This window comes from Haloarcula sp. DT43, assembly GCF_037078405.1.
GTDB lineage: Archaea > Halobacteriota > Halobacteria > Halobacteriales > Haloarculaceae > Haloarcula > Haloarcula brevis.
In genome coordinates this window covers 156,917-177,138 of sequence record NZ_JAYMGZ010000001.1, presented here as the reverse complement: position 1 = coordinate 177,138, position 20,222 = coordinate 156,917, and the positions used below count along the sequence as shown (strand labels likewise).

The following is a 20,222-nucleotide window of genomic DNA, read 5'->3' as shown; positions in this document are numbered from 1 at the left end:
TAAAATATTACTTTTCTGACAATCCTTATGTGGTCGGACAATCAAGGTCAACTATGAGTAGTATGTCCCACAGGAGCGCGGTCGAGGTGAAAACATGACGGAGAACCAACTTGGACTGGTCCGCGAACCCGAGACCGGCGTCCGTCGTCAAGAGTGGGAGACACTCGACGGAAACGACCTTCGGATCGACAGCGATGTCGCCGAGGAGATCGTACACGCCCTCTGTACCGACCACGCCGGGTCATTCAATCTCTTTTACCTCCTGCGAAAGCACTACTGGACGGCTGAAGGCGCCGAGTTCCACGATGTCACCGAGTTCCTCGAAGACGCGTACAAGCGCGTTCGCGACATCAACGACGACCTCGCGGTTCGAATCGTCGAACTCGGCGGTATCCCGCCGAACACGCCGCCGACGATTCAGAAGCACGCTGAGGTCCACCTGGAAGCCGAGGACCTCTATGACCTCCGCGCCTCGCTTTCGGGGGACCTCGATGGCTACGCGACACTGGTCGCAAGCATGCGCGAACACGTGGCCCTTGCCGAGGAGATGGGCGATTCGGGCACGGCAGAGCGACTGCGTAACCATCTAATGGCACTCGAAGTCGACGCCCACAGGGTCGAACAGTTCCTCGAAGACGACACCCTCGTTCAGAGGGAGGCGACCGACTAACCATGGCGAGTACGCCACATCTTCGGAACCCCGGTGCAGAACACCGCCGACAGGAGTGGGATACCGTCCGAGCGAACGAAGTCAGACTGGAACCGGCCGTTGCGGAACGACTAGTGACTGCCCTGAACGCCGAACTGTCGGGGTTGTACCTCCTGTTCAATCAGGTCCGGAAACACTACTGGACCATCGACGGCGCCGAGTGGCACGACGTTGCGACGTTCCTCGAATCGGCCGCGGACCGACTCACTGAGATAACCGACGACATCGCAATCCGTGTCCACGCACTCGGTGGCGTACCTGTCTGTGGACCGATGGGCATCCGCCAACACGCCCCGATGCACATCGAGACGCCCCACCGCTTCGACGTTCGGTCCTCGCTCGAACGGGACCTCGACGGCTACGCGACGCTTGCCGTCCAGATTCGCGATCACGTCGAATTAGCTGAACAATTCCAGGACAAAACCACGAGCGAACTGTTGTGTGTTCATCTCAAGACGTTAGAAGGGGACGCACACACGCTGCAACGGTTTCTCGCCGACGATACACTGGTTCGAAACGACTGACTGCTTTCCGGATAATTACTGACCGGGCTACTCGGAGATGATGCGTTACGTTACACCAGCCGATTTCGCAGTCGCTGCACGTCCTCGGCCACGTCGTCGCGCCCATCGACATCTGCCAGGGTTTCCACGGCTTCTAACGTTCTGACGGAGTTATCCAGGAAGGAGAGTACGTCCCCCGGATAGGCATACAGCATGTAGTCGTCGCTCATCACGTCGACGATTGCGTCCGGCCCCATCCCCTGCTCGCGCAGTTCCAGCAGGTACGAGATGAACTTCCGCTCGGCACAGCCACAGTGTGGGTTGGCCTCACAGTCGCAGTCCAGGAAGTCCTCGGCGAAATCGAGGACCCGCTCCCTGGTGGCTTCGTCGAGCTTCGCCAGCCCCTCTCCCTGGAAGAGGATGTCCAGCGTCGCGCCCTTGAACGCACCCTTCGGGAAGCTCGTCTCCAGCTGGGAGGCGAGCTGCTGGTGGTTCTTGACGTAGATTTTGTCCGTGATGGCCACGCGTGTCCAGTTGTATGCGTCGGCCGCCTAAAAGCGTCTCGAAGCGGCCGATAGACAGGGCCGGCGTCCGACCCACCGCCGCTGTCACGCGCTCGCACGACCCACTGGTTTCCAGATTCGTAACGTATTTCTGTTCCAGCGGGATATCTATGAGTGCTTCAGCAAGCGTGTCCGGGCTGGGGTAGTGGCATCCTTTAGCCTTGTGGTGGCTAAGAGGCGGGTTCAATTCCCGCGCCCGGACTTAGACCTTCTACGTCTTGATTTCGAGACTTTAGCGTTTCCAGTCCCACTCTGCCCTCCATTTATTTATAACATGTCAGGAAGCAGTATTGCTCGATGACCAACTACGAGTGCCCCTCCTGTGACCGCACGTTCGACTCAACACGGGAACTGGGCGTTCACCACAGCAGTGTCCACGGCGAACGACTGCCGAACCGAGAGTGTAACCACTGCTCGGAACAGTTTTATTCCGAGCACGAGAAGCGCTACTGCTCCGAGGAGTGCCGTGACGTTGCAGTCTCCTTTTCGGGGGCCGATAACCCGAACTATTCGGATGCAAAAGAGGAGACGACCTGTGACGGGTGTGGCACGACCTTCGAGTACTATCCGTCGGAGAAAGAGGGCTGTTATTGCGCTGAGTGTGTCGAGAACGCCGACTGGCGACACACGAGACAGATTTCCGGCTCGGACAATCCAAACTGGAACGGCGGGAAACTCAGTTTCGAGTGCTCCGTCTGTGAAGGTCAAGTCGAGCGGTATCCAAGCGATATCACGGGTGAAGTCGTCCTCTGTAGCCGCGAGTGTCACGCCGCGTGGCTCTCCGAGGCGTTCACCGGCGACGGGCATCCGAACTGGCGTGGCGGCGGTGTCGGCGAGTACGGGCCGGGCTGGCGGGCGGTGCGCGAGCGGGCCCTCGACCGGGACGGCTACGCCTGCGTCCTCTGTGGCACTACTGCCGACGAACTGGGACGGAACCCGGACGTGCACCACATCGTGCCGGTCCGACTGTTCGCTGCGGTGCCGGCGCTCACGGTTCGGGACGCACACACGCTGGACAACGTCGTCTCGCTGTGTCCGGGCTGTCACCGGCGAGCAGAGTTCGGGCGGGTCTCCCGGGCGGAACTGCGATGGCGGGCCGGAGTCCCCCGAACAGACGCCGCTGTCCCGGCCAGTGTGTCGGCGTAGCCGGACCGGAACCTACACAATCGGTCCCGTCGCCCGTGTGGGTATGTCACCGACTGTCGACGAACTGCGAAACGAGATACGCGCGGCCGTCGGGCGGTACGAACGCCCGGTCTCGACTGCCTTCACCAAGGAGGCCCTGGCGGCAATCTGTGAGGCCGTCGGGTACGACATCGACGCGGACCGACTGCCGTCGAAGCCACAGATGCGGGCGGGGATTCTCTTCCGAATCGGCGAGCGGGACGACGACGACCCGGCGGGCGCGGAGCGGCCGTTCCGGAAGGAAGAACTCGAAGCGATTGCCGCGGCGCTGGACGGCGACTGACACGGGGCCCATCGGCCGCGAGTGTGCGGAGATATTTGCCGCTGGACAGCGAACCGACCGGTATGGCACGCGACCGCCCCCCGACGTTCGAGAACAGGCGCGCCGCCGGCCGACGGCTGGGCGAGGCGTTGCGCGAGCGGGACATCGAGGCCGACGTGGTCCTGGCGATACCGCGTGGCGGACTGCCGGTCGGGCGGGCCGTCGCCGACGCGCTCGGCGCGCCGCTGGATATCGCGGTTGCGAAGAAAATCGGCGCGCCGGACAACCCCGAGTTCGCCGTCGGTGCCGTCGCGGCCGACGGGTCGGTCTGGCTCAACACCGACGTCATCGAGAACAGAGGGATTCCCCGCGAGTACGTCGCGAGCACGCGGGCAGAGATGGCCGAAGTAGCACGACAGAAGGCCCGTCGGTACCGGGACACGGCGGCGTCGCCGGCGCTTACAGGCAAGCGGGTGTGTCTCGTCGACGACGGCGTGGCGACCGGCGCGACGGCCCGGGCCTGTATCGAGCAACTCAGACAGGCGGGCCCCGAGCGACTCGTGCTCGCGGTCCCGGTCGGCTCGCCGCGGGCCATCGCTGACCTCGAGACGCTGGTCGACGAGGTGGTCTGTCTGGCCTGTCCGTCCGATTTCCGCGCCGTCGGTCAGTACTACGAGCGGTTCGAGCAGGTCTCCGACGAGGAGGCGATGTCGTGTCTCGCCGGCGAGTGACTACCGCTCTATCTTCGACTCCGGGCGGACGGTCCGGGTCTCCGGGTCGCCGATGGCGGTGTAGTCGCTGCTGGACTTGATAATCGAGAGCGCGGTCATGATGTCGGAGCGGGTGAGCAGCCCCTGGAAGGAGCCGTCCTCGTCGGTGACGAGGAGGCGACCGACGGAGTTCTGCTGGAGCGATGTCAGCGCGTCCATCACGTCGGTCTCCGGGCGTATCGTGATAATCTCCGTCGTCATCACGTCGCCGACGGTGTAGGCCTCGCGCTCGACCTCCCGGACGGCGCGGGCGTCTTCGAGCGTCACGAGGCCGACGACCTCGCCGTCGCGCTCGACCGGGTAGCCGGTGTGGCGCTCCCGGAACATCGTCTGGATGAGCTCCCGGACGGAGACGTCCTCGGACACCGTCGTCACGTGGTCGGCCGGCGTCATCACGTCCGCGACGGTGACGCCCTCGAACGCGGCCCGCATCGACGTCTGGCGGGACTCCCCTGCCGCGCCGATGTAGATGAAGAAGGCGAGGCCGGCGAGGAAGATGTTCCCGAGGACGAAGATGCCGAAGAGGCCGAGGAAGACGGCGAATATTTTCCCGACCTCCGCGGCGATGGTGGTGGCTCTGGCGTAGGACCGCCGGCGGGCCAGCAGCGCCCGCAGGACGCGGCCGCCGTCCATCGGGAAGCCGGGGAGCATGTTGAACGCCGCCAGCGCGAGGTTCATCAGCGCCAGATACGCGAGGATGAACCGCGCCGACTCGATTGCGGTGGCCGAGCCGCTGGGGAGCACCTGGAACGCGACGTAACAGACCGTGCCGACGGCGATGCTGACGACCGGGCCGGCGATGGCGATGACCAGTTCCTGCTTCCAGTCCTCGGGCATCTCGCTGAGCTGTGCGATGCCGCCGAACAGCCAGAGCGTGATGGAGTCGATGGGGAAGCCGTAGCGGATGGCCACCAGCGAGTGGCCGAGTTCGTGGAGGACGACGCCGGTGAACAGGCCGACGGCCGCGCCGACGCCGAGCACCCACACGAGCGTGCCGTCGGTGAGGACGGCGGCGTCGAGCCCGGCGTTCAACGTCTCGTTCAACAGCTCGGTCGTCTGCCCTATCTGTGTCCCGATAATCCAGGCGAACAGCGGCAACACGAGGAGAAACGTCAGGTCCAGCTGGATGGGGATTCCGAACGCGCTTCCGATGCGGAACCGGCGCATACCCGTCGTTTCTCGGCCGACGGTCTTAAGCCCCCTTGGCGGGACTGTCGCGGGCAGCGTCGCCGGTACGTCTTTGCACCGTGCCCGCGTCGGCGTGGACATGAGCGACCCACTGATTCGCCGGGCCGAGGACGTCGAGTACGAGACCGTCGACGCGGCCGAGGGGCTCGAAAAAGGTGTCCTCGTCGGCGCACAACGGGGCGGCGGCAATCTCGCGATTCGGCGCTTCACGCTCGCGCCCGGCGGCAGCGTGCCGAAACACACCAACGACGTCGAACACCAGCAGCACGTCCTCGCCGGCCGGTACACCGTCGGCATCGACGGCGAGGAGTACGAGGTCGAGGCCGGCGACAGCCTCTACATCCCCGCCGGCGCGGTCCACTGGTACCGCAACGACGGCGACGACCCCGGCGCGTTCCTCTGTGCGGTTCCCGCCGGCGACGACGAAATCACGCTGCAGGAGTGAGTGGTCGCAGTACTTGGCCCAGTCCGTGAACAGCGATAGCCGAGGCCCGGACCGGCCGCTCTCGGGCCGGCCGACCAGTCCACCGTGGGTGGGACTGAAAGGGCCGAGTGGCGGGCGAGTCTGACGACCGTAGCACCGCAGCGGAGCGAGGAGCGCACGGAGTCAGGCGAGTCGTCCGCGAGGGGGCTCTCTGGCTGTTCGAAACCGTCGCTGCGTGTTCGGCCCACTCACACCTAGTCCGAACCGCTCAAGTAGCGCAGTCGCCTCTGTACGACTGTGTCACAGCAGGCCGCACAGGTAGAGACGCTGTTCCTCCACGAACACGGCGACGAGTACCGCGTCGTCGCACAGCGGGACGGCGAGCGGCTCTTCCACGCTATCCTCGAACTCAAGGAGACCGACGCCGGGCCCCGCCCGCGCCGGCTCCGGGTCAAGGACGGGACCAGCGAGGAGCTCCGCTCGCCCGACCAGTTCGTCGAGCTCGCCCGCCGTGCGGCCCGCATTCGCATCTCAGAACAGACCGCACCGCGTGCGCGCGACCGCATCCGCGAGACCCTCGACGCCTACCAGGTCGAGGCCAAGGTCGTCCGGACCTGCCGGCTGTGTGCCTCGGACGGGCGCTACTCGCCGATTACCAGCGAGACCGCTATCGAGACCGACGACGAGACAATCTGTCCGGAGTGCGCTCGCCAGCAGCTCGACCGCGAACTCGCGTTCACGGGCAGCATCAGCGCCGACGCCCGCGACCGCCTCGAAGAGCTCCTGCTCGAAGTCCAGGACCTCGACCGGGTGACGAACCTCCTGTCGGGCCAACTGGACCCCGACCTGACGAAGTTCGACGAGATTTCGGCGACCGTCGACGAGGTCGACCCCGTCCGGGTGGACTCGCTCGACCTCCATCCCGGGATGCAGGAGCACCTCGAATCCCGGTTCGACACCCTGTTGCCGGTCCAGAGCCTCGCCGTCGAGCACGGGGCCACCGAGGGCCGCGACCAGCTGGTCGTGAGCGCGACGGCGACGGGGAAGACGCTCGTCGGCGAGATGGCCGGCATCGACCGCGTCCTCAACGGCAAGGGGACGATGCTGTTTCTCGTCCCGCTGGTCGCGCTGGCGAACCAGAAGTACGAGCAGTTCAAGGACCGCTACGGCGACATGGTCGATGTCTCGCTCCGGGTGGGCGCGAGCCGCATCGCCGACGAGGGCGGGCGCTTCGACCCCGAGGCCGACGTCATCGTCGGGACCTACGAGGGCATCGACCACGCGCTCCGGACCGGCAAAGACCTGGGCACCGTCGGCACCGTCGTCATCGACGAGGTCCACACGCTCGGCGAGGACGAGCGGGGCCACCGGCTCGACGGGCTCATCTCCCGGCTGAAATACTACTGTGAAACCGGCGGCGCGCCCGACAGCGGCGACACGCAGTGGATTTACCTCTCGGCGACGGTCGGCAACCCCGGTCAGCTGGCCGACCAGTTGCGGGCCACGCTCATCGAGTTCGAGGAGCGGCCGGTCCCCATCGAGCGCCACGTCACCTTCGCCGACGGCCGCGAGAAAATCGACACGGAGAACAAGCTGGTCAAGCGGGCCTTCGACAACAAATCCAGCAAGGGGTACCGCGGCCAGACCATCATCTTCACCAACTCCCGGCGGCGCTGTCACCAGATTTCCCGGAAACTGGAGTACAGCTCCGCGCCGTACCACGCCGGGCTGGACAACCGGAAGCGCCAGCGCGTCGAGCGGCAGTTCGCCGACCAGGACCTGGCGGCGGTCGTGACGACGGCGGCGCTCGCGGCGGGGGTCGACTTCCCGGCCTCGCAGGTCATCTTCGACTCGCTGGCGATGGGCATCGAGTGGCTCACCGTCCAGGAGTTCAGCCAGATGCTCGGCCGGGCCGGCCGCCCGGACTACCACGACAAGGGGACCGTCTACATGCTGGTCGAACCGGACTGCTCGTACCACAACAGCATGGAGATGACCGAGGACGAGGTGGCGTTCAAGCTCCTGAAAGGCGAGATGGAGCCGGTCATCACCCGCTACGACGAGGGCGCGGCCGTCGAGGAGACGCTGGCGAACGTCACCGTCGCCGGCAAGCAGGCCAAGCGGCTCAACGACCGGATGGTCGGCGCGGTGCCGACGAAACACGCGCTGGGCAAACTGCTCGAATACGAGTTCATCGACGGCCTCGAACCGACGCCGCTGGGCCGGGCCGTGACCCGGCACTTCCTCGCGCCCGACGAGGCGTTCCAGTTGCTCGACGGCATCCGGAAGGAGCACCACCCCTACGAAATCGTCGCCGACATGGAACTACGCGACGAGCACTAGTCGAACCTGTTCCTCGACCGTCAGCTCGGGCACACATTCTTGTAGCGGCACGTGCTTCCGGTGCCCATGGGCCTGTTCGATACCATCCGTCGCGCCGTCGGCGGCGACGGTTCGGCGGCCGACGGGGACGAGCGGACCGCCGACGACCACGGGTCGGACCGCCTGGATACGGCGACGCTCGACCCGGCGGCGTTCCGCCGGTACGCCGACGCCGTCGTCGACGGGGCGGACCCGCTGACGTTCGACCCCGCCGCGCTCGCTCGCCTCGATGCCGCAGTCGAGGAGAGCTACGACGGGGAGACCGCGGACGACGCCGACGCGACGACCTACACCGGGAACACGGTCCGGTTCGGGAGCTACCTCGGCGAGGTGCTCGTGCGGGCCTACGACGGCGAGTGGGTCCAGTCCGGGGGCCGGTGGGGCGTCACCGTCGCCGGCCCGGACGACGCCGTCACCGTCGCGGTGTTCGACGTGGCCAGGCGGTCGTTCCGCGACGACCCGGTGTTTGCGGCCGTCGTGACGCGGCTGGAATCCGAACTGGCACTCGACGCCGACGAGGGCGGGACGGCCGAAGGCGACGCCGACGGTCCCGTCGCCGAGCCGACGGGGGTCGACGACGCTGCCGACGAACACGACGCTCCAGCCACCGACACCGCTGAACGACCGCCCGAGGTCAGCGAGACGGTGACGGAGGAGGCCGCCGATGAGGCGACCCCGGAGGAGGCCGCTGGCGGGACGACGGCGGACGAGGCGGCCGCGTACATCGACGAGGCGGAGCCGGCGCTCGAAAGCGACGCGACGGCCGCCGCCGACGCGCTCGGCGACCCGGCCGTCGGCGGGAATCCGAACCAATCGCCCGAAGTGCCGCCCGGCGACGGGGGCGGAGATTCGTCGCCCGCTGGCAACGATGGGGTCACCGACTCGACGGCCCGCCCCTGGGAGCCCGGCACGGTTCGGGCGGCTCACGCCGACACTGCCGCCGAGTTCGCCGAGTTCTGGGGCGAACGCGACCTCGACTTCTCGCCGGCCTCGCTCTCGCGGCTTGACGACTTGGTCGACGCGGAGTGGGACGCCGAGCGCTTCGCCGAGACGACCTTCGGGAGCGACGCGTCGTTCGACGACCGGGCGTTCACGAGCGTCGTCCGGGAACTCGGCGGGTACTTCGGCGAGGTGCTGGTCCGACACCTCGACGGCGAGTGGACCGACGCTACGGAGCACGAGGCGGCCGTCGTCGTTACCGGACCGGCCGGGCAGTTCGCCGTCCCGGTCTTCCAGGTCGCGATGACGTCGCTCAGGAAGCAGGCGGTGTTCGCCCGGAGCTACGACGCCCTGCTGGAAGACCTGGGACGCGACGGGCCGGCGCGGTAAGTCCGCGCTCGGCGGCCGTAGCTATCCGCTCCGGGCCACGACCGACGCGCTCCCGCACTCCGGGCACTCGCCGTGGTCCGCGTAAAGCAGCGTCTCGCACTCGGCGCACCGATGGGTGGCTTCCTCGTCGGACGCGGTCTCGACCTCCTGTTTCATTTCCTCGACCTTCCGGCCGAGGTCGTTGAAGAGGCTCACTGGCGTTCGTTCGGCCCCGACACGGATAAACGTCGGTCGCCGGCCCGTCCGGCCGCAAACGACCCATCCTTTTGTCGCTGGCCCCGCAGGGGACAGACGTGTCGCTGCCACCTGTCACGCCGGGGATGTTGTTCGTGTTCGCGGTCATCGTCGCCGCGCTGGCCCTGTTTGCGACGGAGGCGCTGCCGGTCGACGTGACCGCCATCGGCGTCATGGTCGCCCTGATGCTGGCCGAACCGGCGACGGTACTTGCGGTCGACCTCGGCCTGCTCGCCGAACCGGTGTACGTGTTACACCAGGCCGGCGACGGCGTCTCGCCGCTCGACCGCGGGCTCTCGGGCTTTGCCTCGACGGCGACGATAACGGTGCTCGCGATGTTCATCCTCTCCGACGGCGTCCAGCGGACCGGTATCGTCCAGATTCTGGGCTCGAAGCTCGCCCCGCTGACCGGAGACAGCGAGACGCGACAGCTGGGTGCGACCGTCGGCCTGGTCGCCCCCATCTCCGGGTTCATCAACAACACCGCCGCCGTCGCCATCCTCCTCCCGATGGTGACCGACATCGCGCACACGGGGAAGCTCTCCCCGTCGAAGCTCCTCCTGCCGCTGTCCTACGCCTCGATGTTCGGCGGGATGCTGACGCTCATCGGCACCTCGACGAACATCCTCGCCTCGCAGCTCTCCGCCGAACTCATCGGCCGCCCGTTCAGCATGTTCGAGTTCACCCAGCTCGGCATCGTCGTGACCGTCGTCGGCACCGTCTATCTCCTCACCGTCGGGCGGTATCTGGTCCCGTCGCGCATCCCGGTCGAGGAGGACCTCACCGAGGAGTTCGAGATGGGCGAGTACCTCACCGAGGTCGTCGTCCGCGCGGACTCCCCCCTGGTCGGCCAGACGGTCGGCGAGGGCCTCGCCACGTCGGAGTTCGACGTCGACGTCGTCCAGCTGGTCCGCGAGAAACGGACGTTCCTCGAACCGCTGGGCCAGAAGTCCATCCGGGCCGGCGACGTCTTCGCCGTCCGGACCGACCGGGACACCCTCGTCGACCTCCTCGACGTCGAGGGCCTGGACGTGATTCCGGAAGTCGAGGTCGACGACGCGGAACTGGAGACCGCACACGAGCGCAAGAACCTCGTCGAGGTCGTCGTCGCCCCCGGCTCCTCGCTCATCGGCGAGACGCTCGTCTCCACGAACTTCCGCCAGCGCTACGACGCGACCGTACTGGCGCTCCGACACGGCCAGGACCTCTACCGCCAGCGGATGGACCACGTCAAGCTCCGCATCGGCGACACGCTCCTCGTGCAGGCCACTCCCGACAGCATCGACCGCCTCAACCGCAACAACGACTTCATCGTCGCTCAGGAGGTCCAGCGGCCCGACTTCCGCCGGTCGAAGATTCCCGTCGCCGTCGGCATCGTCGCCGCCGTCGTCGGCGTCGCGGCGCTGACCCCGGTCCACATCGTCATTTCGGCGCTCGGCGGCGCGCTCGCGATGGTCCTCACCGGCTGCCTGCGCCCGACGGAGCTGTACGACGCCGTCCAGTGGGACGTCATCTTCCTGCTCGCCGGCGTCATCCCGCTGGGCATCGCCTTACAGGAGACCGGCGGCGCCGACCTCCTCGCCGAACTGTTCGTCATGGGGGCCGGCAGCGTCCTCACCGCCGGGGCCGGCCTCGCCGTCGTCCTCGGGCTGATGTACCTCGTCACGGCGTTGCTGACGAACATCATCTCGAACAACGCCTCCGTCGTTCTGATGATTCCCGTCGCCATCGAGACCGCCCGGCAACTGGACGCCAACGCCTTCGCGTTCGTCCTCGGCGTGACGTTCGCCGCCTCGACGGCGTTCATGACGCCGGTCGGCTACCAGACGAACCTCCTCGTCTACGGTCCCGGCGGCTACCGGTTCACCGACTATCTGCGGGTCGGCGCGCCGCTACAGGCCGTCTTCGCCGTCGTGACGACGCTCGGTATCGCGTACTTCTGGGGCCTCGCTCCCGCGTGACACGGGCACTTCGCAACGAAACGCTTTACTCGCTGTCGGGTCCAGACTCTAATACGGGATCGTGGGGTAGCTTGGTAACCTTCGGGCCTTGGGTGCCCGTCCCCTCGGTTCAAATCCGAGCGATCCCATCTTACTGCCGGGAACACCGTGTGCGACAGTCTCCGGCGCGCCCGGCTTACTTCGAATCCGCGCGACCCAGTCGTGTCTGCACTACCGTCCCACTGACCCACCCCTTCGTTTCGGGGTCGGTTCCGCCGCCGTCCCGTCTCCGACGGCGTCCCGTTTCAGTTCCACCCCGGTTTGCGAACCTTCTTGGGCGAGTGGGCACAACGACTGTCCACTCAGATGGCGACCGCCGAGAACACCGAACTCATCGACCGCTTCGAGGAGTTCTACCGCAACTACTACCGAAACGAAATCGGTGAGCTCGCCCAGAAATACCCCAACGACCAGAAGTCGCTGTACATCGACTGGGACGACCTCTATCGGTTCGACCCCGACCTGGCCGACGACTACCGCACGAAGCCCGAACAGATTCAGGAGTACGCCGAGGAGGCCCTCCGGCTGTACGACCTCCCGGTGGACGTCTCGCTCGGGCAGGCCCACGTCCGCGTCCGCAACCTCCCCGAGTCGGAGGACATCCGAGACCTGCGCCACGAACACCACGGCAACCTCGTCGCCGTCCAGGGCATCATCCGGAAGGCAACCGACGTCCGTCCGAAGGTCATCGAGGCGGCCTTCGAGTGCCAGCGCTGTGGCACGCTCACGCGCATCCCACAGACGGCCGGTGACTTCCAGGAGCCCCACGACTGCCAGGGTTGTGAACGGCAGGGCCCGTTCCGACTCAACACCGACCAGTCGCAGTTCATCGACGCCCAGAAGCTCCGCGTCCAGGAGTCCCCCGAGGGACTGCGCGGCGGGGAGACGCCCCAGTCCATCGACGTCAACATCGAGGACGACATCACGGGCCACGTCACCGCGGGCGACCACGTCCGCGTGACCGGGGTTCTCAAGCTCGACCAGCGCGGCAACGACAACGAGAAGTCCCCGATGTTCGACATCTACATGGAGGGCGTCAGCGTCGAAATCGAGGACGAGCAGTTCGAGGACATGGATATTACTGACGCGGATAAAGAGAAAATATTCGAACTCTCCACCGAATCCGACATCTACGACAAGATGGTCGGCGCTATCGCCCCCTCCATCTACGGCTACGAGAAGGAGAAGCTCGCGATGATGCTCCAGCTCTTCTCGGGGGTGACCAAAGAGCTTCCTGACGGATCTCGAATACGCGGGGACCTCCATATGTTGTTGATAGGAGACCCTGGAACCGGAAAATCTCAGATGTTATCATATATCGAGAATATCGCGCCCCGCTCCGTCTACACCTCCGGGAAAGGGTCGTCGAGCGCGGGGTTGACAGCCGCGGCCGTCCGCGACGACTTCGGCGACGGTCAGCAGTGGACGCTGGAAGCCGGCGCGCTCGTGCTGGCCGACCAGGGTATCGCCGCCATCGACGAACTGGACAAGATGACGCCGGAGGACCGGTCGGCGATGCACGAGGCGCTGGAACAACAGCGCATCAGTGTCTCGAAGGCCGGCATCAATGCGACGCTCAAGTCCCGTTGTTCGCTACTGGGCGCGGCCAACCCGAAGTACGGTCGCTTCGACCAGTACGAGCCCATCGGCGAGCAGATAGACCTCGAACCGGCGCTCATCTCCCGGTTCGACCTCATCTTCACCGTCACCGACAAGCCCGACGAGGAGGCCGACCGGAACCTCGCCGAGCACATCATCCAGACCAACTACGCCGGCGAACTCAACACTCACCGGACGCAGAACCCGACCTCGAACTTCAGCGAGGAGGAGGTCGACACGGTCACCGAGGAGGTTGCGCCGACCATCGAACCGGACCTGCTCCGGAAGTACGTCGCCTACGCCAAGCGCAACTGCTTCCCGACGATGACCGAGGAGGCGAAATCGCGCATCGAGGACTTCTACGTCGACCTGCGGCTCAAGGGACAGGACGAGGACGCGCCGGTCCCGGTCACCGCCCGGAAACTGGAGGCGCTGGTCCGACTGGCCGAGGCCTCTGCCCGGATTCGGCTGTCTGACACCGTCGACGAGGCCGACGCCGACCGGGCCGTCGACATCGCCCACTACTGCCTGAAGGAAATCGGAGTCGACCCCGAAACCGGCGAGTTCGACGCCGACGTGGTCGAGACGGGCCAGTCCAAGACCCAGCGCGACCGCATCCAGAACATCAAGGGCATCATCTCCGACATCGAGGACGAGTACGACGAGGGCGCGCCCGCCGACGTCGTCATCGAACGGGCCGAGGAAGTCGGCATCGACGAGTCCAAAGCCGAACACGAGATAGACAAACTGAAACAGAAAGGCGAGGTGTACGAGCCCCGCACCGACCACCTCCGGACGACCTGACATGGACCGCATCTCCGCGCTCCGCAACATCGAGGAGGCGCTGGCCGACTTCGAGGCCGGGTCGAAGTCGCTCGGTGACCTCGAACGGGACGTTCGCGGGACGCTCCGGACCTACGCGACCGAGTTCGAGGGCGACCTGCAGGCATACCGGGCGAGCGGCGGGGCCGCCGTTGACGGGCTCGTGGTCCTCGCGCCGTCCGAGACAGCAGCCCGCGAACGCGTCCGGGACCTCGTTTCCGACGCCGGCGAGTTCACCGTCACGGCCGTCGAGTAGGCCGTCCCGATGTCGTGGGACTGCTGATTTCTCCCGCAGATTGTGCCGTTTTGCCCCGGTTGACTCCCTCTATCTGTCTCGCCACCCACCTATATATTCACTCGAAAACCACTTCAATTCAGTAAAATTTTATAGCAATAATAGCAACGTTCGACCAGTGCTACTCGTCGTCACCTACTCCCGGGCGGCACGCAGGGACCTGCGGAACGCCTGTCGTGCCCACGAAGACTGTGTCGTTCGCCAGTTCGGGAGAGCGGCGCTGCTTTCCGGAACCGAGTTCGGGGCCTTCCAGGCGCTCCGGCTCCACGAGAAACACGGGCTTGACGTCCAGCTAGAACGCGTCGAGCCGTTCGAGCCGGCGGACGTGCCGGAGCGCGTCCGCGAGGCGGCCAGGCGCTACGAGGCGCGGACGGAGCCGGCGACGCCCTACGAGCGGTTCGCGTCGGGCCGTGACCTCCCGGCCCCGGAGCAACTCCGGGGCGTCGACCTGTGAAGCTCCGCGTCGCCGGGACCACGTACACGGGCGCTGTCGTCGACCTCCGGCCTCGCCCGGTCGATGGGACGGCCCTCGCCGCGGGCATCCGCGGGCAGCGGTGTCTCCCGGCCGTCTCCTGCCCGGAGCCGCCGGCCGTATACGCCTACGCCGGCCACGTCCGTTCGTCGATGGGGCTGCGAACGCGGACCGCGCTCGCGGCCGCCGCCCGGTCGCAGGGGCACGAGACGCCGCAGGACGAGGCTATCGCCGAGTGCCGTGCCCAGTTGGCCGACCTCGACTGTTCGCCGCCGGACCTCCCGGACCCCGTCGACCCGGTTCCGGCGGCGACCGTCGACGACCTGCGGGAGACAGTCGCTGCCCACCGCGGTCGGCTCGCCGCTCGCAGGGCGGTCGGGGCGGACGAGGGACCGGCACAGGCCGCGCTCCGGGACGCCGCGACGGAACTGAGCGAGCGGGAGACGCGCCGGGCCGCCGCCAGGGAGACGCGCGAACTCCGCCGGGAGCGAGCACGCGCCTATCGGGACGCGCTGGCGGAACAGCGGCGACTGTCCGACGAACTGGCCAACCTCCGGCGGAGCGCCCGAGCGACACTCGTCGACCGGTGTGCCGGTGCGTTCGCCCGGGCCGTCGAAACTGTTCCGGGGCCGCTTCCCGACGACCCGTTCGAGGCGGACCCCGTGACGGCCGCCCTGGCCGTCCTCCGGGTCGCTCGGACGCCCGCACCGGTGGTCCTCGAAACGGACCGGTTCGGGACCCCGACGGCCGCGGCGGACTGTCTCGATGCACCGGTCGTCCGCTGCTGAGGTTTAAACTGCAGGACCGGGGCACCGTCCCTATGGTTAGCTTCGACTGTCGCGCCGAGCGGGTCGACGGCGTGACGCTCGTCACGGCGACCGTCGACGACATCGCCGAACCGACTCGTATCACCGTCCGGAACCGCCTCGACGGCCCCCTCTGGCCGCCGAGACGACAGGGCGTCCCCGAGGCCGGCTGGACCGAGAACGGCTTCGACGGGGTCGTCGGCCCGGGCACGCACGCCCTCGGGTACGCGACGCCGGCCCCGCCGACCGACCAGCCGGCGGAGTTGGCGAGCGTCGAGCCCGCCCCCGACGACGTGCCGGCGGACGAGCGACTCGACTCCATCGACGCCGTCGTCCGGGAACTCGGTGACCCGTCGCCGCCCGCCGACGCCGTGCCGACGAGCGACCCAGCGGGGGCGGCCGAAGGCCGGGGTCGGCGACCGGACGGGACCGCCGTCGCACAGGGGTCGGAACCGGGGCCGCCGCCGGCCGAACCGCGGACTGTACGAGGGCAGCGGTCGGACCAGCACCTCCCCGACTCCGTGTCGCAGTGGCTCGAAACCGTCGCCCGGCGCGTCGACCGGGCCGAGCGGCTGGCCGAGGCGGACTCGCTGCCGGCGGCGACCGACGCCGTTCGGGCGGCCGGCGGCCTGTCCGGAGCCCGGGCGGTCGCGGCACGCGGCGATGCGGACGAGCAAACGCTCCGGGCGCTGGCCCGGCGGGCCGAGCGGCTCGCCGACCGCCGGGCGGCCGCCACGGTGCCGACCGAGACGCTGGTCCGGCTCGCATGATTCTGGCGGTCACCGGCGGCAAGGGCGGCGTCGGCAAGTCGACTATCGCGTACAACCTCGCGGCGGAACTCGACGCGCTCGACCGACCGGACGCACCCGCGAACGCTGGCGGCGTCGTCGTCGACGGCGACCTCGGGATGGCGGACCTCCCCTCCAGCCGCGGCCCCGACCTCCACGACGTTCTCGCCGACCGCGCCGACCCGTACGAGGCCGTCCGCGAGGACGGGCCCGTGCCCCTCGTTCCCTGCGGGCGGACGCTGGCCGGCGCTCGAAGCGCCGACCTGCGGGGTATCGCGGACGTCCTCGCCGCGCTGGAGCGGACCTACCGCTGGGTCGTCGTGGACTCGCCGGCCGGCCTGCACGCCGACGTGGGACTCCCCCTCGCGGCCGCCGACGCCGCGGTGCTCGTGACGACACCGGAGGGCGCGGCCCTCGCCGACGCGCTCCGCGTCCGGGCGCTGGCCCGCGAACTCGACGCCGGCCTCTGCCGGGTCGTCCTCAACCGCGCCGGCCCGACTCCCGCGACCGGCGCGGTCGCGGACCGATTCGGCGCGCCGGCCGTCGCCGTTCCGGAGAGCGAGCCGCTGGCGACGGCACAGACGCACGGCCAGCCGATTCGAGAAACGGCACCCGAGACGCCGGCGCGGGATTCGATCCGGGCGCTCGCCGACGCCGTCTACTCCTGTAGTTCGGTGTAGGTGCCCCGCAGCGTGACCGGCGTCACGTCCGCCGTCGCCGCCGCCTCGGCCTGTGTGAGCGCCACGTCCTGCTCCCGAGCCGCGGTGTAGAGACACGCTGCCGCCACGCCGGCCGGGTTCCGCCCGCTGACCAGCCCACGCTCCCGCGCCTCGTCGACGAGCGCCTCCGCGCGCTGTCGGACCGCCGTCGGCAGGTCCAGCGCCGTCGCGAACCGCGGCACGTACTCCCGCGGGTCGATGGGCCCCGTCGGCAGTCCGAGCTCCCGGTTCAGGGCGTCGTAGGCCGCCCGAAGCTCCGCCCGGGTCGCCTTGGCAACGGTACAGAGTTCGTCGACGGTCCGGGCGACGCCCTCGGTCCGACAGGTGGCGTAGACGGCCGCGGCCGCGAACCCTTCCAGCGTCCGCCCCTGGAGCAGGTCCTCGTTCTGTGCGGACTCGAACAGTACGCAGGCCCGGTCGCGTATCGCGTCCGAGAGCGCCATCGAACCGACGATACGCCGGATTTCCGTGAAGGCGTACACCTTGTTCCGCTCGCGTTTCGAGCTTATCTGCGCGCGGTTGTGCTCGCGCCGGAGGCGGGCGAACTGGCGGCGCTTGCGTCCTTTCAGCCGCGTCGACCGGCCGATTTCCGTCGAGAGGCCGCGGTCGTGACGGGACCGCGTCAACGGTGCACCCGTGCGTGCCCGGTCGGTGTCGTCATCGTCGAAGGAGCGCCACTCCGGCCCGGGGTCGATGGCGTCCTCGCCGACGACCAGGCCGCAGTGACTGCAGACCGACTCGACGCCCTGCTGTTTGACCGACCCATCACATTCCGGACAGTGCGTCACTGTCGTGCTCATGGGTACGACTACGGCCGGACCGGGGGTTAAAAAACCGATGCAGCGGCGGGGTTTCGGAACGTTCCGGGCGAAACTACCTACCGGTAACCGGTAGGTAGCCGGTCGGCCGACCGCCGTCGCCTATCGAGACACCGACAGCATTAAATTCCGGAACTGGAAAGGATATTTTAATGGCTCTGTCGGACATCGCCGCCGGCGTCGAGGTCACGACTCGCCAGCGTGACCGCGGCGTCGCCGCCGTCGACGAGACCGACGCGCCGCTCTCTGAGCGACTGGTCCCGGTCGCCGACGACCTCCCGTGTTCGGCGGCGACAGCGGCGACGCTCGTCGAGGCCTACGCCGCCGGCAGGAGCGTCGGCGACGCGGGCCGTGCCGCCGGCGTCGCGCCCGTGACCGCCGCCAAGACGCTCCATCTGCTGGGCGAGCAGGTGACGCCGGTCGGTCCGACGGGCCGCGAGGTGGTCGCCGACTGGCTCGCCGGGGACCTCTCCCGCAGCGATGCCATCGCGCTCGCCGGCGTCTCCGAGCGGGAGTTCGCCCTGGCCGTGTACGTTCAGACCCACGAACCGCTGCCCGCCGCCCGCGACGCGGTGGAGGGTGCGCTTACGACAGAGGAGCGAGACCCCCTGGGGGAGACGATGAGCGACGTCGGCGAACTGCTGTGAGCATGTGTGAACTGCTCTTTCGGCGAGGTCGGGAGTGATCGACGTCGGCGAACTGCTGTGAGCGGATGTGGTGTTGTTTTTGTGTGAGTCCACGGGGGCATTCTTAACACCCGTGGCCGCAAAGCCGGGGACATGTCGGCTTCGGAACTGGCGGACCGGGTGGCCGAGGCGCTCACGACGGACACCGAGGCGTTCAACGAGCGTGCTCGCGAGGAGGCTGAGGCGCTCAAATCCGCCGTTCGTGACGGGACGTTCGACAACACCGAGGCGATTGTCGGGATGGAGCTGGAGCTGTACGCCGTCGACGACCAGACAGACGCGCTCCAGCGGGTCCCCCGCCAGTTGCTCGAACTCATCGGGTTCGAGAAGGAACTCGGGTTGCACAACGCGGAGATGCAGACGAGCCCGCAGCCGTTGAACTCCCACGGGCTGGTGGCCCAGCGCAACGAGCTGAAGGCCTCGCTGCTGCCGGCCCAGCAGCGGGTTCGAAACGAGGGCATCCGCCTCGTCTCCGACGGCATGTGGACCGTCCCGCCAGCCGGCGAGACGGCCCGCGAGTACCTCTGTGACTGCGTCGAGCAGAGCGGTGTCCGCATCGGGACGAACATGTCCGACTCCGTCCGCTATCACACGATGGCGAACACGGACTACCCCTCGGCGTTCGAAATCGACGCGCCACACGCCTCGCTGCAGGCCGAGACGGTGATGCCGGAGTCGCTCATCACCTCGATTCAGCCCCACTACCAGATTCCCCACGCTCCGGACCTGCCGGAGTATTTCAGCTACGCGCTCCGCATCGCCGCGCCGCTTCTGGCCCTCGGCGTCAACTCGCCGTTTTTCCCGCCGGACCTGTACGACGACGCACCGGACCCCGAAATCGTCGCCGGCGCGCACATGGAGAACCGCATCGGCGTCTTCGAGTCGGTGCTGAACCCGCCCGCCGGCGACCCGACGCCGCCGAAAGTCTGCTTCCCGCCGGACTTCGACTCAGTCGAGGCGGCCATCGACGACATCGTCGAGGACGACACCATCGTCCCGGTCGACCTGCAGTCGGGCACCCGCTTCGACGACGACTTCGTCCACTTCCGGCACAAGCACGGTTCCTACTGGCGGTGGGTCAGGCCGGTGTTCGAGGGGGCGACGCGGTCGGCGGCCAACGCCCGCATCGAGTTCCGCCCGCTGGCCGCACAGCCGACCGTCGACGACGCAATCGGCTTCGCGGCCGTCTTCGCGGGCCTGATGGAGAGCCTGCCACAGCTCGAACATCCCATCCGGTCGCTGGACTGGGAGACGGCGAAGAAGAACTTCTACACCGCCGCCCGGAACGGCCTCCGGGCGAAAATCGAGTGGATAACCGCCGACGGGGCGACGACGACCAGCACCGAGGAGATATACGGCGAACTGTTCGAGCATGCCCGCGAGGGCCTCGAACAGCGCGGGCTCTCGGCCGAGGAGGCCCACAGCTACATCCGGCCGCTGCGCGAGCGCGTCGACCGCCGGCTCACGCCCGCCCGCTGGAAACACGACTACGTCCGCCGCCGCGTCGAGGAGAACGTCCCGCTGGCGGAGGCCATCTGGGGGATGCAGGCCACCTACATCCGCAACCAGGAGGAGACGCTGCTCGACGGCAGTTTCGTCGACTGGTTCGAGTGAGGCCGCCGGCTGTCCCGACGTGGACGACCGCCGCGCTCCGGCGGCTCCACAGAA

21 protein-coding genes and 1 tRNA gene are annotated in these 20,222 nt (G+C 67.7%); 18 read left to right on the top strand and 4 right to left on the bottom strand.

All coding sequences use genetic code 11. The features are described 5' to 3' along the window. The first annotated feature begins 94 nt into the window (after window positions 1–94). Together dpsA (VI123_RS00960) and dpsA (VI123_RS00955) are read left to right on the top strand one after the other, a co-directional pair. Window positions 95–670, top strand: coding sequence for a DNA starvation/stationary phase protection protein DpsA (dpsA, locus tag VI123_RS00960; protein WP_336336208.1), 576 nt, complete (start codon window positions 95–97; stop codon window positions 668–670). A gap of 2 nt (window positions 671–672) precedes the next feature. Next, window positions 673–1,233: a DNA starvation/stationary phase protection protein DpsA gene (gene dpsA, locus VI123_RS00955; protein ID WP_336336207.1), complete on the top strand. Its 561-nt coding sequence runs from the start codon at window positions 673–675 to the stop codon at window positions 1,231–1,233. A 50-nt stretch (window positions 1,234–1,283) separates the two neighbouring features. On the opposite strand, the gene VI123_RS00950 is transcribed toward dpsA (VI123_RS00955), so the two are convergent. Then, window positions 1,284–1,736: a DUF5814 domain-containing protein gene (locus VI123_RS00950; RefSeq protein WP_336336206.1), complete on the bottom strand. Its 453-nt coding sequence runs from the start codon at window positions 1,734–1,736 to the stop codon at window positions 1,284–1,286. Window positions 1,737–2,072: 336 nt separating this feature from the next. Here VI123_RS00950 and VI123_RS00945 point away from each other — a divergent pair, with 336 nt between their 5' ends. From VI123_RS00945 to VI123_RS00935, 3 genes are all read left to right on the top strand, one after another. Continuing rightward, window positions 2,073–2,921 (top strand): HNH endonuclease, encoded by an 849-nt coding sequence (locus VI123_RS00945; RefSeq protein ID WP_336336205.1) that lies wholly within the window; start codon window positions 2,073–2,075, stop codon window positions 2,919–2,921. Between the two features lie 43 nt (window positions 2,922–2,964). Beyond that, a complete protein-coding gene (locus VI123_RS00940) occupies window positions 2,965–3,243 on the top strand; it encodes a hypothetical protein (RefSeq protein WP_336336204.1) in 279 nt (92 codons plus the stop codon). Window positions 3,244–3,305: 62 nt separating this feature from the next. Then, the gene (locus VI123_RS00935; RefSeq protein WP_336336203.1) at window positions 3,306–3,953 is read left to right on the top strand and encodes a phosphoribosyltransferase; all 648 of its coding nucleotides are present in this window, start codon (window positions 3,306–3,308) and stop codon (window positions 3,951–3,953) included. On the opposite strand, the gene VI123_RS00930 is transcribed toward VI123_RS00935, so the two are convergent. Further along, the gene (locus VI123_RS00930; RefSeq protein ID WP_336336202.1) at window positions 3,954–5,159 is read right to left on the bottom strand and encodes a CBS domain-containing protein; all 1,206 of its coding nucleotides are present in this window, start codon (window positions 5,157–5,159) and stop codon (window positions 3,954–3,956) included. A gap of 100 nt (window positions 5,160–5,259) precedes the next feature. On the opposite strand from VI123_RS00930, the gene VI123_RS00925 reads away from it, so the two are divergent. From VI123_RS00925 to VI123_RS00915, 3 genes are all read left to right on the top strand, one after another. Beyond that, window positions 5,260–5,625, top strand: coding sequence for a cupin domain-containing protein (locus VI123_RS00925; protein ID WP_336336201.1), 366 nt, complete (start codon window positions 5,260–5,262; stop codon window positions 5,623–5,625). Between the two features lie 276 nt (window positions 5,626–5,901). After that, window positions 5,902–7,947 (top strand): DEAD/DEAH box helicase, encoded by a 2,046-nt coding sequence (locus VI123_RS00920; RefSeq protein WP_336336200.1) that lies wholly within the window; start codon window positions 5,902–5,904, stop codon window positions 7,945–7,947. Window positions 7,948–8,013: 66 nt separating this feature from the next. Further along, complete coding sequence (locus VI123_RS00915; protein ID WP_336336199.1) at window positions 8,014–9,315, top strand: ICP22 family protein; 1,302 nt, start codon at window positions 8,014–8,016, stop codon at window positions 9,313–9,315. A 21-nt stretch (window positions 9,316–9,336) separates the two neighbouring features. Here the strand turns inward: VI123_RS00915 and VI123_RS00910 are convergent, their stop codons facing one another. After that, the gene (locus tag VI123_RS00910; protein ID WP_336336198.1) at window positions 9,337–9,510 is read right to left on the bottom strand and encodes a hypothetical protein; all 174 of its coding nucleotides are present in this window, start codon (window positions 9,508–9,510) and stop codon (window positions 9,337–9,339) included. Between the two features lie 125 nt (window positions 9,511–9,635). On the opposite strand from VI123_RS00910, the gene VI123_RS00905 reads away from it, so the two are divergent. The 8 genes from VI123_RS00905 (at window position 9,636) to VI123_RS00870 (ending at window position 17,011) form a co-directional block, all read left to right on the top strand. Then, complete coding sequence (locus VI123_RS00905) at window positions 9,636–11,510, top strand: SLC13 family permease (protein WP_336337361.1); 1,875 nt, start codon at window positions 9,636–9,638, stop codon at window positions 11,508–11,510. 55 nt (window positions 11,511–11,565) lie between these two features. After that, window positions 11,566–11,638 (top strand) — tRNA-Pro (locus VI123_RS00900). A 217-nt stretch (window positions 11,639–11,855) separates the two neighbouring features. Further along, window positions 11,856–13,952, top strand: a complete 2,097-nt coding sequence (locus tag VI123_RS00895; RefSeq protein WP_336336197.1) for a minichromosome maintenance protein MCM — start codon at window positions 11,856–11,858, stop codon at window positions 13,950–13,952. A gap of 1 nt (window position 13,953) precedes the next feature. Next, window positions 13,954–14,226: a DUF7854 family protein gene (locus VI123_RS00890; protein WP_101348867.1), complete on the top strand. Its 273-nt coding sequence runs from the start codon at window positions 13,954–13,956 to the stop codon at window positions 14,224–14,226. Window positions 14,227–14,383: 157 nt separating this feature from the next. After that, a complete protein-coding gene (locus VI123_RS00885; protein ID WP_336336196.1) occupies window positions 14,384–14,719 on the top strand; it encodes a DUF7855 family protein in 336 nt (111 codons plus the stop codon). Continuing rightward, on the top strand, window positions 14,716–15,525 hold the full coding sequence (locus VI123_RS00880; RefSeq protein WP_336336195.1) for a DUF7856 family protein: 810 nt from the start codon (window positions 14,716–14,718) through the stop codon (window positions 15,523–15,525). Before VI123_RS00885 ends, VI123_RS00880 begins: the two co-directional genes overlap by 4 nt. A gap of 32 nt (window positions 15,526–15,557) precedes the next feature. Then, a complete protein-coding gene (locus VI123_RS00875) occupies window positions 15,558–16,313 on the top strand; it encodes a DUF7857 domain-containing protein (protein ID WP_336336194.1) in 756 nt (251 codons plus the stop codon). Beyond that, on the top strand, window positions 16,310–17,011 hold the full coding sequence (locus VI123_RS00870; RefSeq protein ID WP_336336193.1) for a MinD/ParA family ATP-binding protein: 702 nt from the start codon (window positions 16,310–16,312) through the stop codon (window positions 17,009–17,011). The genes VI123_RS00875 and VI123_RS00870 overlap by 4 nt, the downstream gene beginning before the upstream one ends. Here the strand turns inward: VI123_RS00870 and VI123_RS00865 are convergent. Then, window positions 16,990–17,850, bottom strand: a complete 861-nt coding sequence (locus VI123_RS00865) for a transcription initiation factor IIB (RefSeq protein WP_336336192.1) — start codon at window positions 17,848–17,850, stop codon at window positions 16,990–16,992. The genes VI123_RS00870 and VI123_RS00865 overlap by 22 nt on opposite strands. A gap of 170 nt (window positions 17,851–18,020) precedes the next feature. Between VI123_RS00865 and VI123_RS00860 the strand changes: the two genes are divergently transcribed. Both VI123_RS00860 and VI123_RS00855 read left to right on the top strand, forming a co-directional pair. Then, complete coding sequence (locus VI123_RS00860) at window positions 18,021–18,515, top strand: DUF7858 family protein (RefSeq protein ID WP_336336191.1); 495 nt, start codon at window positions 18,021–18,023, stop codon at window positions 18,513–18,515. Window positions 18,516–18,647: 132 nt separating this feature from the next. Then, window positions 18,648–20,168 carry a hypothetical protein gene (locus VI123_RS00855; protein WP_336336190.1) on the top strand — a complete coding sequence of 507 codons (1,521 nt, stop codon included), beginning with the start codon at window positions 18,648–18,650 and terminating at the stop codon, window positions 20,166–20,168. The last annotated feature ends 54 nt before the right edge of the window (window positions 20,169–20,222 follow it).

What these genes read in the sequence shown, in the direction of transcription:
- VI123_RS00890 (WP_101348867.1), top strand. Translation starts at nt 13,954, where the DNA reads ATGGACCGCATCTCCGCGCTCCGCAACATCGAGGAGGCGCTGGCCGAC.
- VI123_RS00895 (WP_336336197.1), top strand. Translation starts at nt 11,856, where the DNA reads ATGGCGACCGCCGAGAACACCGAACTCATCGACCGCTTCGAGGAGTTC.
- VI123_RS00915 (WP_336336199.1), top strand. Translation starts at nt 8,014, where the DNA reads ATGGGCCTGTTCGATACCATCCGTCGCGCCGTCGGCGGCGACGGTTCG.
- VI123_RS00940 (WP_336336204.1), top strand. Translation starts at nt 2,965, where the DNA reads ATGTCACCGACTGTCGACGAACTGCGAAACGAGATACGCGCGGCCGTC.
- VI123_RS00930 (WP_336336202.1), bottom strand. Translation starts at nt 5,159, where the DNA reads ATGCGCCGGTTCCGCATCGGAAGCGCGTTCGGAATCCCCATCCAGCTG.
- VI123_RS00945 (WP_336336205.1), top strand. Translation starts at nt 2,073, where the DNA reads ATGACCAACTACGAGTGCCCCTCCTGTGACCGCACGTTCGACTCAACA.
- VI123_RS00865 (WP_336336192.1), bottom strand. Translation starts at nt 17,850, where the DNA reads ATGAGCACGACAGTGACGCACTGTCCGGAATGTGATGGGTCGGTCAAA.
- VI123_RS00935 (WP_336336203.1), top strand. Translation starts at nt 3,306, where the DNA reads ATGGCACGCGACCGCCCCCCGACGTTCGAGAACAGGCGCGCCGCCGGC.
- dpsA (WP_336336208.1), top strand. Translation starts at nt 95, where the DNA reads ATGACGGAGAACCAACTTGGACTGGTCCGCGAACCCGAGACCGGCGTC.
- VI123_RS00925 (WP_336336201.1), top strand. Translation starts at nt 5,260, where the DNA reads ATGAGCGACCCACTGATTCGCCGGGCCGAGGACGTCGAGTACGAGACC.
- VI123_RS00860 (WP_336336191.1), top strand. Translation starts at nt 18,021, where the DNA reads ATGGCTCTGTCGGACATCGCCGCCGGCGTCGAGGTCACGACTCGCCAG.
- VI123_RS00905 (WP_336337361.1), top strand. Translation starts at nt 9,636, where the DNA reads ATGTTGTTCGTGTTCGCGGTCATCGTCGCCGCGCTGGCCCTGTTTGCG.
- VI123_RS00870 (WP_336336193.1), top strand. Translation starts at nt 16,310, where the DNA reads ATGATTCTGGCGGTCACCGGCGGCAAGGGCGGCGTCGGCAAGTCGACT.
- VI123_RS00875 (WP_336336194.1), top strand. Translation starts at nt 15,558, where the DNA reads ATGGTTAGCTTCGACTGTCGCGCCGAGCGGGTCGACGGCGTGACGCTC.
- VI123_RS00855 (WP_336336190.1), top strand. Translation starts at nt 18,648, where the DNA reads ATGTCGGCTTCGGAACTGGCGGACCGGGTGGCCGAGGCGCTCACGACG.
- dpsA (WP_336336207.1), top strand. Translation starts at nt 673, where the DNA reads ATGGCGAGTACGCCACATCTTCGGAACCCCGGTGCAGAACACCGCCGA.